This is a genomic window from Desulfoprunum sp., from assembly GCF_053613775.1.
This window is the reverse complement of the sequence record NZ_JBSHXH010000004.1, coordinates 153,350-166,611: the sequence shown is the minus strand read 5'-3', so window position 1 is coordinate 166,611 and position 13,262 is coordinate 153,350. Positions and strand designations below refer to the sequence as shown.

The window sequence follows — 13,262 nt, the reverse complement described above, 5'->3', positions numbered from 1 at the left end:
TCCGGCTGCAGTGGCTACTCAGTGACGATGGGCCGGAATAGGCCATCGTTGCTTCACCTCTACACGTTCTTCCCCATTTCATAGGCTTGGTCCATCGCCGTTTTGCCCTTGATATCGCCTATCCTCCAGGCACCGGTGCCAAAAACGACGCCTTTTTCCGATACTTCCCCCAGGCAGGAAAGAAAACCCCTGAACCCGGCAAGGGCTGTGTCCATCGCCTCTTTCCTCTCATCGGCGGCGGTCATGATGAAGTACAGGTTCTTGTCGCTGATGTTCGGGTAAACGGGATAGACCCTGTCGATGAAGGTCTTCATCTGCCCGCTCATGTTGTAGAAGTACACCGGAGTGGCCATGACAATGACATCGGCGGCGACCATTTTTTCCAGGATGCCTCCCATGTCATCCTGTTGCACGCAAATGCCGTCGTGTTGCCGGCAGTATTCACAGGCAAGGCAATAGCCGATTTTTGTCTCCCGCAGGTTGACCTTCTCGACCTGATGGCCTTGTGTCTTGGCGCCCATCATGAACTGCAGGCACAATAGGTCTGAGTTCCCTCCCTTCCTCGGACTCGCAGACACTATCAATACGTTTTTGCCCATGGATAACTCCCCTTTGCGGCATCAGATTTTCAGTGAGCTCATGACCAGCGAAATTGATCGATGCATACTCCCGGATGCTCCGGGCCAGAGGGCAGATGAGATGTCTTCAGCACATCTGCCATTGCCGCGCCGGGGGATGGTTCCCCTATGGCGCGATTTTCCAGTACTTCCGGAGGAAAGTCGTATGCGCGATTTCCTCGGTAGCCGTTGCACCGTGTTGTGGGAAACAGATGGTGCACAATCAAGTTCCACCGCTTTGTCGGTCAGCAGGTGGACAGTCCAGCGGCGACGTCGGCAACCTTCCACCTGGGGCCGTTGAATCAGAGAAAAAGAGCTGTTTCCGGATGGATGGACACTAACTCGATACCGTGGTGACATGGCAGCCTCCAGGCGGATAATTCCGCCAGTATACACGAACCGGGTTGATTGCGAATTAGCAAATGTTACACCGGGGGAGGGGGCGATTTCCCTCTGCATTCGACATGACTTTGGAGAAGCGGACAAAAACTCCGATCAATGCAGTGACGCTGAAGACAGGGGTTACGGATTCCTGGAAGATCAGGCAAGGATTGTGGAGGATTGTTCTACTGCAACCGGGATCGCCGGGTTATATTGGAGCAGGCGCATCCGGAGATAGCGATCGGGAATGAACCTCTCGCCGACGGAAAAAATCATCAACATGAGAAAAGATCATGAAAATACTCAACAACGGTTCATAACCTTCGCTGTCAGGGCCGATGGAGTGGTTCTCCGGCACAAGGCGTATCGATCCCCTGGTGCTCCAGGCGGACAGCACTGGTGGTCGATGCCGGGTCGAGTGGTAAAAAAAACGTATGGCTGAAAGGAGCTACGACAATGGAGAAAGCAAGAGTCTATTTTACGGATTTCAGAACAGAACCTTTCGGTGATGGGCTGCCGGCAAAATTGAAGAAGCTGATCAGGAAGGCCGGTATTGACCAGATCAATATGGATGGCAAATTCGTCGCGATTAAACTGCATTTCGGCGAATTGGGCAATATCAGCTATCTTCGTCCCAACTATGCGAAAGCCGTCGCCGACGTGGTCAAGGACCTGGGTGGAAAACCCTTCCTGACCGATTGCAATACCATGTACCCGGGGAGCCGGAAAAACGCCCTCGAGCACCTGCAATGCGCCTGGGAGAACGGGTTTACAGCATTGACCGTCGGCTGCCCGATTCTTATCGGTGATGGGCTGAAGGGAACCGATGATATCGAGGTGGTGGTGGCCGGTGGTGAGTACGTGACGGCGGCCAAGATCGGGCGGGCCATCATGGATGCAGACGTCTTTGTCAGTCTGACCCACTTCAAAGGGCACGAGATGACCGGCTTTGGCGGTGCGATCAAAAATATCGGCATGGGATGCGGCTCCCGGGCCGGCAAGACCGAGCAGCATAGCGGCGGCCAGGCCTCGATCGACGAGGAAAAATGTCGCGGCTGCTTTGCCTGTTTCAAGCAGTGTGCCAACGATGGCCTCGTCTTCGATGACGATGCCAAAAAAATGCACGTGAACAAAGAGAAATGTGTCGGCTGCGGACGCTGTCTGGGGGCGTGCAATTTCGATGCGATCGAGTTTGCCGACTACGCGGCGGTAGAGCTGTTGAACAGACGGATGGCCGAATACACGAAGGCAGTGGTCGACGGTCGCCCCTGTTTCCATATTTCCCTGGTTGTCGACGTTTCTCCCAACTGCGACTGCCATAACGAAAACGATGCCCCCATACTCCCGAATCTGGGGATGTTCGCCTCCCTTGATCCCCTGGCCCTTGATCAGGCCTGTGTAGATGCCTGCATGCGAGCCACCCCGATGCCGGGAAGTCAACTGTTCGAAAATATGGTCAACCCTGATTTTATCGACCATCACGATCATTTCACCAACTCGAGACCCGAATCGGAGTGGCATACCTGCCTGGAGCATGCGGAGAAAATCGGTTTGGGGACGCGGGAGTATGAGCTGGTTGTAATCAAATAGCCGCTCCTTCATCCAATCCGGTCAATACTCAGGGTGACGGAAAGAGGTGAATCGCGATAAATGGGGTCAGCAGATAAATGGAGATAAATGGGGTCAGAGTAATCATATATTATATTTTACTCTGACCCCATTTAAGTACGCTGCAGCCGCCAGGCAGGATCGGAGCCGACCTTCAGCCGGTGCCGGTGAAGAGCACGGCGCATCCTCCTTGCAATTGGCCATTGTCTTGCGATATGCTTTTCTACACATGGAGCCGTAACGAAGGCTCGATTCCCGTCAGCATATTTTTCGGACACAACCGCCGCGCCGTTGCCTGGCGCTGGTGCGCAACCTGAAGGGACTTCCCCCTCATGGGAAGTTGCCGTCTCATTCTTGCATAGGGGAGAGCACAATGATCACCTTGGATGTTAACGGTAAAAAAATCGAGGTCTCCGTAGCCGCCGACACCCCCCTGCTGTGGGTGCTGCGTGAGGAACTGCAACTGACCGGGACCAAGTTCGGCTGTGGCGAAGGGATCTGCGGCGCCTGCACCGTCCTGGTCGACGGTGATCCGACCCGCTCCTGCGTCACTCCGGTGGAGACCATGCAGGGCCGGAAAATCGTCACCATCGAAGGGCTGCCGGACACCCACCCGGTCAAACGGGCCTGGCTGGAGCAGGAAGTGTCGCAGTGCGGCTATTGCCAACCGGGCCAGATCCTGGCCGCGGCCGCCCTGCTGCAGAGCCGCCCGGCCCCGACCGACACCGAAATCGATAGCGCCATGGGCGACAACCTCTGCCGCTGCGGCACCTACCCCCGCATCCGCAAGGCGATTCATCAGGTGGCATCCGAGACGAAAGGAGGTGGAAAATGAACGGAATCATCAAGCTGGACCGCCGCTATCTGCTCAAGACCGGCGTCGCCCTCGGCGGCGGCCTGGTTCTGGCCTGCTATTTTTCCTTCCCCTCGCCGGCTGGCGCCGCCGAGCCGCCCGCCCCCTTCGCCCCCAATGCCTTCCTCCGCGTCGGCACCGACGGTTCGGTGACCATCATCAACAACAAATCGGAGATGGGACAGGGGGTGTACACCGCGCTGCCGATGATCGTCGCCGAAGAGCTGGACTGCGACTGGCAGAAGGTGCGGGTGGAGGCGGCGCCGGTGGCCCCGATCTACAACCACACCCTGTTCGGCAGCCAGGTGACCGGCGGCAGCACCAGCGTCCGGACCGAATGGCAGCGGCTGGCCCAGGCCGGCGCTGCGGCCCGGGCCATGCTGGTTGCGGCGGCGGCCCAGACCTGGAAGGCCGACCCCGCCGCCTGCCGGACCGCCAAGGGACAGGTGATCCACCCCGACGGCAGAAGGCTCAGCTACGGCGATCTGGCGGCCAAAGCGGCGAAACTGCCGGTTCCCGCCGAGGTCAAGCTCAAGGACCCGACAAAGTATACGCTCATCGGCCATCCCGTCCATCGCCTCGACAGCCCGGCCAAGGTCAACGGCAGCGCGATCTTCGGCATCGACGTCCAACTCCCCGGCATGCTGGTCGCCGTCATCGCCCGGCCGCCGGTCTTCGGCGCCACACTGAAAGAGTTCGACGACAAGAAGGCCAAGGCGGTGCCCGGGGTGAAGGCGGTGGTGGCGGTTCCGGCCGGGGTGGCGGTCGTGGCCGAGCGCTTCCGGCCGGCGCTGCAGGGCCGCGATGCCCTGCAGGTCGAGTGGGATGAAGGCCCGGGGGCGACGCTGTCGACCGACGGACTGCGGCGGCAGTATGCCGCTCTGGCCCGCACCCCGGGGGCCCCCGCCCGCCGCGAGGGTGATGTCGCCGCTGCCCTGGCACGGGCGGCGAAGACCCTCGAGGCCGAGTACGAGGTGCCGTTCCTCGCCCACGCCCCGATGGAACCGCTCAACTGCTGCGTCGATCTCCGCCCCGATGGCTGCGACATCTATACCGGGACCCAGATGCAGACCGGCGCCCGCGACACCGCCGCCCGCATCAGCGGTCTGCCGCCGGAACAGGTCCGGGTCCACACCACCTACCTCGGCGGCGGTTTCGGCCGCCGCGCCACCCCCAACTCGGATTTCGTGGCCGAGGCGGTGCAGGTGGCCAAGGCGATCGGCAAGCCGGTCAAGGTCATCCGCACCCGTGAGGACGACATGCGGGCCGGCTACTACCGCCCCTTCTGGTATGACCGGATCACCGCCGGCCTCGACGCCAAGGGCGGTGTGGAGAGTTGGAGGCACACCATCGTCGGCCAGTCGATCATGGCCGGCACCGCCTTTGCCGGATCGATCAAGGACGGGATCGACGACACCTCGGTGGAGGGGGCATCCGACATCCCCTATGCCTTCCCCAATATCCTGGTCGACCTCCATACCCCGACCTTGCCGGTGCCGGTGCTGTGGTGGCGGTCGGTCGGTCATTCCCACACCGCCTTCGTGGTCGAAAGTTTTCTCGACGAGGTGGCCCACGCCACCGGCCGGGATCCCTTGGACTTGCGGCGGACGCTGCTCGCCGGCCACCCCCGCCATCTCGGTGTGCTGGAACTGGCGGCCCGAAAGGCCGGGTGGGGCAAACCCCTGTCCCCCGGCCGCGGCATGGGAATCGCCGTCAACGCCTCGTTCGGCAGTTTCGTCGCCCAGGTCGCGGAGATCTCGATGAGCAAGAGCGGGGCGATCCGGGTGCATCGGGTGGTCTGCGCCGTCGACTGCGGGCGGATCGTCAATCCCGACACCATCGCCGCCCAGATGGAATCGGGGATCATCTTCGGCCTCACCGCCGCCCTGTATGGCGCCATCACCTTCAAGGACGGCCGGGTCGAGCAGGGCAATTTCGACGATTATCCGCTGCTGCGGCTGGACGAGACGCCGCAGATCGAGGTCCATCTGGTGCCGAGCAGCGAAGACCCCGGCGGGATCGGTGAGCCCGGAGTGCCGCCGATCGCCCCGGCAGTGGCCAATGCCCTCTTCAGCTTGTCCGGCGCCCGGGTGCGCTCGCTGCCCCTGACCCCGGACAAGGTCCTGGCGGCGCAGGCCAAGGGCTAGATGGAACACGGGCCTTGCCGGGGCTCATCCCCCGGCGGCCCGACCTTTGAGCATCCATCTCTATCGGGCAGCGACCGGCCACAGATAAAAATCTTCATTCCTTTTGAAACCGACCCCCACCGCCCCTTTATCGAGGTAGAGCACATAGGCCCAGTCGGTTTCGAAGCCGCTGGTGGTGGAGGACCAGTAGGCCGCCAGCACCGCCGCGAACGGGTGATCGGCCGGCAGGGCCGGGTCATGGGCCGAGGCATCGACCAGGCTCTCCAACTCGTTGATGGTCGGCAGGCGCCACGGCCGCCGGGTCTGCCCCGCCAGGGCCCTGACCCTGTCGAGGGCCTGATCCCAGGCGACGGGCCGGCCGGGCAGATCGCCGCGGCCGTACCAGACCAGCCCGGTGAGCCGGTCTTCAACCCCGTCATCCTGAAGCATGAACCGATCCGACGGCCAGCGGACGCCGGTCTTCAGCTCCCCGTCCTGGCCGCTGTCGCCGCAGTGCACCGCAGCGCCGTGGCTGTCGAAACACCTCGTCTGGCCGGTGACCGGCAGTACCCCGCTCTCGCCGCTCACCGGCCAGATCAGATACTGGCTGTCCTTCTTCCCGTAGAACATCCTGCCCCCTTCCATATGGACATACCAGGCGTAGCCGGGGGCCACGGCCGACGTGGTCGAGGTCCAGTACCAGCCGAGGAAGACATTTCGAAACGGATGGCCGGCGGCCAGCGCCGGCTTTCTGGTCTGGTGGCTGATCAGGCTGCGCAGTTCCCGCCGGTTCGGCAGCCGCCAGTCGTCACGGCCGAAGGCCCCTTCCCGTCGCAGCTGGCGGACGGCATCGAGCCCCTCCTGCCAGCTCATGGGAAAGGTGAAGAGGTTGGCGTCGGCACTCCACAGGAGCCCGGTCGCCCGGTCTTCGACGATATCGCTGTCGACGGGCCGGAACCGGGGATCAGGCCAGGACAGGCCCGGCCTGGTTTCGCCGTCCTGGCCGCTTCCAGGACAGGGGATCTCCTGACCGCGACTGTCGTAGCAACCGGTCTGGCCGGTCCACAGGATATGGTTCATTGCACTCGTTCTCCGCAGGAAAGTGGATAAGCATGGAGACCTCGATTTCGCTCGCTGCCGGATGAGAGGTCACCACCTTTGCCGGTGGCCGAGTGAGCGGGGAAGGTCGTTTCATGCTTATAACAGCGAGATTATATAGGCTTTCCCATCCGTAAAAAATTGATCCCCTATAAAATTTGTCCCGATTTGAGGTTGAACCAGTTGCTTTTTGCCCAGAAGCCGAATCTTACCCGACACGAGCAGGTCCTGATAGAGCGACTCGCGTTCGGAATCGAGATCGGCGGAGAGTTTCGGAACGATCCCCCATTTGGTACCGGCAACGGCATTGACCAAACCGACAAATATGGACGCCCCTTCCCTGGTAATCGCCGACGTACGCCAGATCCTGAGGTGATGGGTTACGGGGGCAAGAGTGTTAGCGTCCGGTTTTACACAACTGAAGTTTTGTGTCCTGGCGTTCCAGAATGAGGGAGACACTGGCGCGGATGGATACGGAGTTTTTAAGACAAGGGATTGCATGACTTTGATGAAGGAAGCAGCGCCGACTCGATCGGCATTGATCCAACCTCTACTCGTCAATGTGTCGATCAGTTGCCGCTCATCTTTGGCCACAATGATAAAATTCAGGGGTTCTTGTTTTTCGCCCAGCACGGATTCGGTGGAATGCATGTGATCATTTGCAAAAATAGCGGTGACATCCGAAACGGCTGTCATTGGGTTTGAACCGCTGGTCGCAGGAGAAGGATGATAATGCAGGGCAAAGCCCACAAAGAACAGGACGGTGGTGCAGACAAGGGCAAGCGATATTGGCCCCGCCATTCGCATTGGAGCGGGGGGTTCATTGCGGATAACCCGATACTGCAGCCACTCGCAGATACTGATGGCGATGATCAGCCACATCGCCCCAACCAGGTAACCGCCCCACACATCGCTCAGATAATGGACTCCGAGGTATATCCGGCTGAGTCCAATGGCCAATATCATCAGGATCCCGGTGAAAAAAATATTCACCTTCCTCTGCCAACTGGGTGTCAAGCGAATGAGGATGTAGGAGATGAAGCCGTACAGTGCAACCGCAATGGTCGCGTGACCACTGGGAAAAGAGAATGAGCTTTCAGCAAAAATTGCCATTTCCGGGCGGGGGCGATGGAATGCGAGTTTGCCAAGATAGGTGAAAATCTCGCTTCCCGTCACGGCGATGAGAAAAGGAAAGACATACATATATCTCCGCCATATCAGCAGCAGGACGGTTGCTGCGGCGATGACGACGATGACGACCTGGCTTTTCCCGAGCAAGGTTATCCAGGTAAAAACCGTTGCCAGACCGTCGGAACGGAAGACGGCAAGGAGGTTGGCAACACGGATATCGGCGAAGACAATGGGATCAGAGGTTATCAGGTCTTCAACGATGCCGCCGAACAACGCCAGTACGTAAATAAACGCCAATATCAGAATCGATAACGGCAATCCGGTAAAGGTTGAATTGTTCAACCGACTGTGGAGAAACGTGGTGGTCCCAGGATGTCGTTCAATCCAGGCATGTATATGCTCATTGCCGAGGAAAGCTCCCTTGACGGAATTCCACAGAGAACCGACGACAGGAGAGATATCCTTGCCATTTTTTATAATGAACCATTTGGCGCTGTAGAGAAGCGTGCCGAGGAGCAGGACCACCGCAAGGAACAAGCCGGCCCGCGACAACCACAATTCTGCGAGGTTAAGGGAATGGGCGAAAACATATCCGGCAAGGACCCATTGGAAACCCCATCCAATGGCCCCGAGGGCATTCCAGAACATGAATGTTCTGATATTCATCTGGATGCTGCCGGCGATGAATGGCATCACCTCTTTCAGGCTTGGTACAAATCTCCCGAGAAAGATACTTTTGGCTCCATGCTTATCCATGAAATGTCTGCTTTTTTCAAGGTGATCTGGCTTAATGAACCAGATGCCGTTCTTGAGCCAGCGCGCACCGAATCTCTTTCCGAGAGAGTAATTTACATTATCGCCGACGATCGCCCCGAGAACGGCGAACCAGATAAGATCACCGGGGTCGAGATACCCCCGGGCGGCCAGCGCGCCAAGGATGAGGATTATTGTCGAACCGGGAAGAATGAGGCCGATCCCTGCGGTTGTTTCAAGCAGAGCGGCAAAAAAAGCGACCCAATACCCTCCACCGCGAAAATGTTCGACCGAAGGCAGTATATGATTGATAAGGTCATTGAACATGATGGTCTCTCGACAACTGTGCTTTGATACGCCGTGAAGAATAATCGAAAAATCTGATAACCGGATCATTCAGGCAAGACAGATGTGTCCGGATGCGGAAGATGCAGATCGAAGACAAGGTAGCGATGAGGATCGACCCGACGATGTCCAACGGGAAATGGAGTCCGCAGAAGACCCTTGCCAGCCCGCCGAGAAGGCCAAGAACAAACAGAATGATACCTTGCATGCATGATTGTTCAAAGAAAACGAGCGTGCTGGCAATTGACAGCATGAGCGTTGCGTGATCAGACGGGAACGATGTTTCAGCGGCATGTTGAACCAGGAGTATTCCCATGTCTTCCATGAAAGGTCTTGGGTGGAAATAAAAGATGGTGACCATGAAATTGAGCGACAGATCAGTCAACATTGAATATCCTGCGAGCAATGCAATGTTTTTATAAATTTTTTCCTTCTTGAGCCATAAAATGACGAGCCATACGGCAAAAATCAGCGGGAGATATTCGGCTGTTATCCGTGCCACCTGATCGAGGACTGAGGATCTGCCGGCAAAAGCGTTGATACACTCGAATATTACTATATTTAATTGATTTAACATTGTATTTTTCTCGCCAACCTCTATATTGCTTCAGCAGGGAGAAACCTGGAACACAGGAATTACATACGAGCACGTTGTCGACCGAGACGGAGTGTTACCATTGCAAGATGAAGAAATTGTGAAAAACCAGTCTGGAGGTCTGACGAACAGACCCAGTTCCAATGCTCCGCTTAAACGGCGACACCACATTTCCAGCCGTTGAGTCTTAAGCCGATCAGCCCTTCCCCACTTGAATATCATCACACGACGCACACCATGACCATCGACAGACATCAGAACATGGCGCAAGGCTTGAGCGAGTCGCAGGCGCTCGATAAAATCAAACAGGATGGTCACAACGAACTCCCCTCCTCGAAGCCCAGAAATATTCTGGCCATTGCCCTGGGGGTGGTCAAGGAACCGATGTTCCTGCTGCTGGTGGCCTGCGGGGCACTGTACCTGATTCTTGGCGATGTGCATGAAGGCCTGATGCTCCTCGGCTTCGTCTTTGTGATCATGGGGATTGAGCTGTATCAGGAGAAAAAGACCGAGAAGGCCCTCGATGCCTTGAAGGATCTGGCGAGTCCCCGAGCCCTGGTCATCCGCGATGGCATGGAAAAGCGAATCGCCGGACGCGAGGTCGTAACGGATGACATCATCGTTCTGCAGGAGGGCGACAGGGTGCCCGCCGACGCCACCGTCCTGACATCCGTCAACCTCCTGGCCGATGAGTCACTTTTGACCGGCGAACCGGTACCGGTTCGCAAGAGCGAATGGGACGGATTGGAGGAAAAGGTCCACCCGGGCGGTGATGATCTGCCTTTTGTCTATTCCGGTTCGCTGATCGTCCAGGGCAATGGCCTGGCCAGGGTCACGGCCATCGGCATGAACACCGAGATCGGTAAAATCGGCAAGGCCCTTGAGTCTGTAACCGAAGAGGAGACCAAGCTCAAGCGCGAGATGGGCAGGCTGGTAAAAAAACTGACCGTCATCGGTCTCGCCCTGTGTCTGCTGGTGATCGTCGTCTATACCCTTTCCAGAGGAGATCTGCTGAAGGGCTTTCTCGCCGGTATTACCCTGGCCATGGCCATGCTCCCCGAGGAATTTCCGGTTGTCCTTACTGTCTTTCTGGCTCTCGGTGCCTGGCGCATGTCAAAACGCAATGTCCTGACCAGGAAGCCTGCCGCCATCGAAACCCTCGGCTCGGCCACAGTCCTGTGCTCTGATAAAACCGGCACCCTCACCCAGAACAAGATGACTGTCGCCTGGCTGTCCAACGGCACCGAGTTTTTTTCTCTGGCCGAGTCCCGGAATTTCCCTGAAGGATTCCACGAAATTGCCGAATACGCCATGCTGTCGAGCCAGACCAATCCCTTTGATCCCATGGAAAAAGCCATATTGCGGATGAGTGAGCTGTATCTGCGCGACACCGAGCATGTCCACGCCGACTGGGAGATGTTGAAGGAATATCCATTGTCCAGGGACCTGCTGGCCATGTCGAGAGTCTTCAGACAGGTAGGTACCGATGAAAAAACCTCAGCCGTCAAGGGTGCTCCCGAGGCGATCTTCGACCTGTGTCATCTGGATAACGATAAACAGAGAGAACTGGCCACGGCTGTGGAGTATCTGGCGGCCAAAGGCCTGCGGGTCCTGGGGGTAGGCAAGGCCCGGGTCAACGCCTCAAACCTGCCGGCAATACAGCATGATTTCGATTTTGCATTTGTCGGTCTGATCGGCCTGGCCGATCCTGTTCGGGAAAATGTGCCGGAGGCGGTTCAGGAATGTTATCGTGCCGGCATCCGGGTCATCATGATAACCGGCGATTATCCCGTGACGGCGATGAACATCGCCGGGGAAATCGGTCTGCGCAACCATGACGCCTGCATCACCGGCCCGGAATTGCAGGCGATGTCTGAAGTTGAGTTGGGTGAGAGAATCAAGACCGTCAATGTCTTTGCCAGGGTGATGCCGGAACAGAAACTGAAAATCGTCAACGCCTTGAAGAAAAACAATGAGATCGTGGCGATGACCGGTGACGGAGTCAATGATGCCCCGGCCCTGAAGGCGGCGCACATCGGCATCGCCATGGGTGAAAAAGGTACGGATGTCGCGCGCGAGGCCTCATCGCTGGTCCTTCTCGATGACAACTTCGCCTCCATCGTCGGGGCGGTACGGATGGGGCGGCGGATTTTCGACAACCTCCAGAAAGCCCTGGGATATATCTTTGCGATCCATGTACCGATCGCCGGTCTCTCCCTTATCCCGATCTTTTTCGCCGACCTGCCGCTTATCCTGTGGCCTGTTCATATTGTCTTTATGGAATTGATCATCGACCCTGCCTGTTCGATCATTTTTGAGGCTGAAATGGCGGAGACCAACGTGATGGCCAGGCCTCCAGCCAGGCTGGATGAACCCTTTTTCAGCGGCCGCAAGATCTTTCTCAGTTGCCTGCAGGGGGTGAGTGTTCTGGTCATCGTCCTGGCGCTGTACGGTGCCGGTCTGTATCTGGGGTATGCGGAAAAAGAGGTGCGGGCCTTCTCCTTTATCGCCCTTATCTCCTCCAATATCGCCGTGATACTGTCCAACCGTTCCTGGAACAAAAATATCTTCCAGATCCTCGCCACCCCCAATGTAACCGTGAAATGGGTTGTGGGCGGAGCCATCCTTTTCCTGGCCCTGGTGTTGAATGTCCCGTTCCTGAGAAATGTGTTTCAATTTGAAAAGGTCGATACGCTGGAGATTGCCCTCTGTTCCCTCGCTGGCCTGCTGAGCATCGCGGGATTTGAGCTCTATAAACTGGTGACGAACCGGAGCGCCCACACCACCTGAAAGTCCCGCGATCACGTTGTACGCAATCCGCAGGTTCGGAGTTGCGCCCGGAGATGGCTTTCTTTTTTTGACAGGAGCGCCCTCCTTGCTGTCCTCTGATGGTCCTGGCGTTGGGGCGTGCGGGCGGACGGTGCGATTGCCGGCTGACGGCGTGAGTGGCAAGCTGCTGCAGCGGCTTTTTCATTGTTCCCTTCCTTCCCCTTCCACTCGTGGCAATCCCCCTCTCGTCGGTCGGGAAAAAATTTTCTCACCTTGGGCTATTTCCTCGCCGTCGTCACCGGCAGGCTGGAATTCCACAAACGAGCGATCAATCTCACCGCCTGCGAACACGGCATGATCAACGGACTGCAGATCGTCATCCCCTCCAGTCGGTTGCCCTGGCTGCTGGACAACCAGATCGACTCGTTCGAAAGCATCAAAACTCCGCAAACCCTGCTGATGCTCATCACAATCGCCATGCGCTTCGCCCGTGAAGGGCGGGAGGGCAAGCCGATCGGCACCAGCTTCATTCTCAGCTCACCCGAGGATGTGGCACCGTACACCTGGCAGTTCATCCTCAACCCATGCGCCGGCTATCCCGAAAACATACGCAACATCTTCCCGCAATGATTTCATTGAAATAATCCGTGAACTGAGCGCCCTGGACGGGGCGTTTCTGGTCAGCCCCAACGGTGAAGTCCGGTCTTCCGCCGCCTTCATCGCTTCTCAAGGCCGTCCCGACGACGGGATGCAATCCGGCAAGGGGGCGCGCCACCACTCAGCCCGCGCACTCACAGGTCATACCCATGCCATAGCGGTCGTCCTCTCCGAATCCTCCGGAGAGATCACGGTCTACCAGGCGGGCAGAGAACTGCTCCACTTCACCTGATAATGGATTCGACCGGACTTCTCCCCCTCCGGAGGCGCCGATCGCTCGTCGATGCGATCCTGATCGGGACGGCGCTCCTGCCAAGCCCTTGTCGCCA

10 protein-coding genes are annotated in these 13,262 nt (G+C 57.9%); 6 read left to right on the top strand and 4 right to left on the bottom strand.

Annotated features, from left to right (window positions below; translation table 11 throughout):
- Nucleotides 1–59: 59 nt before the first annotated feature.
- Complete coding sequence (locus ACWGKN_RS04885) at nt 60–599, bottom strand: flavodoxin family protein (RefSeq protein WP_035228027.1); 540 nt, start codon at nt 597–599, stop codon at nt 60–62.
- Nucleotides 600–1,454: 855 nt separating this feature from the next.
- Here ACWGKN_RS04885 and ACWGKN_RS04880 point away from each other — a divergent pair.
- The 3 genes from ACWGKN_RS04880 (at nt 1,455) to ACWGKN_RS04870 (ending at nt 5,606) form a co-directional block, all read left to right on the top strand.
- Complete coding sequence (locus tag ACWGKN_RS04880; RefSeq protein WP_035228029.1) at nt 1,455–2,588, top strand: DUF362 domain-containing protein; 1,134 nt, start codon at nt 1,455–1,457, stop codon at nt 2,586–2,588.
- Between the two features lie 391 nt (nt 2,589–2,979).
- On the top strand, nt 2,980–3,441 hold the full coding sequence (locus ACWGKN_RS04875; RefSeq protein WP_035228031.1) for a (2Fe-2S)-binding protein: 462 nt from the start codon (nt 2,980–2,982) through the stop codon (nt 3,439–3,441).
- Nucleotides 3,438–5,606 (top strand): molybdopterin cofactor-binding domain-containing protein, encoded by a 2,169-nt coding sequence (locus ACWGKN_RS04870; RefSeq protein WP_452094790.1) that lies wholly within the window; start codon nt 3,438–3,440, stop codon nt 5,604–5,606. The genes ACWGKN_RS04875 and ACWGKN_RS04870 overlap by 4 nt, the downstream gene beginning before the upstream one ends.
- A gap of 60 nt (nt 5,607–5,666) precedes the next feature.
- On the opposite strand, the gene ACWGKN_RS04865 is transcribed toward ACWGKN_RS04870, so the two are convergent.
- The 3 genes from ACWGKN_RS04865 to ACWGKN_RS04855 form a co-directional block, all read right to left on the bottom strand.
- Nucleotides 5,667–6,665, bottom strand: a complete 999-nt coding sequence (locus ACWGKN_RS04865) for an Lcl C-terminal domain-containing protein (protein ID WP_452094789.1) — start codon at nt 6,663–6,665, stop codon at nt 5,667–5,669.
- 117 nt (nt 6,666–6,782) lie between these two features.
- Nucleotides 6,783–8,894, bottom strand: coding sequence for an LssY C-terminal domain-containing protein (locus tag ACWGKN_RS04860; RefSeq protein ID WP_452094788.1), 2,112 nt, complete (start codon nt 8,892–8,894; stop codon nt 6,783–6,785).
- Entirely contained in the window at nt 8,884–9,489 is a 606-nt protein-coding gene (locus tag ACWGKN_RS04855) for an undecaprenyl-diphosphatase (RefSeq protein ID WP_035228036.1), read from the bottom strand. Before ACWGKN_RS04855 ends, ACWGKN_RS04860 begins: the two co-directional genes overlap by 11 nt.
- A gap of 255 nt (nt 9,490–9,744) precedes the next feature.
- Here ACWGKN_RS04855 and ACWGKN_RS04850 point away from each other — a divergent pair, with 255 nt between their 5' ends.
- The 3 genes from ACWGKN_RS04850 (at nt 9,745) to ACWGKN_RS04840 (ending at nt 13,165) form a co-directional block, all read left to right on the top strand.
- The gene (locus ACWGKN_RS04850; RefSeq protein WP_424253206.1) at nt 9,745–12,297 is read left to right on the top strand and encodes a cation-translocating P-type ATPase; all 2,553 of its coding nucleotides are present in this window, start codon (nt 9,745–9,747) and stop codon (nt 12,295–12,297) included.
- Nucleotides 12,298–12,549: 252 nt separating this feature from the next.
- Complete coding sequence (locus ACWGKN_RS04845; protein ID WP_052159792.1) at nt 12,550–12,906, top strand: hypothetical protein; 357 nt, start codon at nt 12,550–12,552, stop codon at nt 12,904–12,906.
- On the top strand, nt 12,824–13,165 hold the full coding sequence (locus tag ACWGKN_RS04840; RefSeq protein WP_452094787.1) for a DNA integrity scanning protein DisA nucleotide-binding domain protein: 342 nt from the start codon (nt 12,824–12,826) through the stop codon (nt 13,163–13,165). The genes ACWGKN_RS04845 and ACWGKN_RS04840 overlap by 83 nt, the downstream gene beginning before the upstream one ends.
- Nucleotides 13,166–13,262 lie beyond the last annotated feature (97 nt).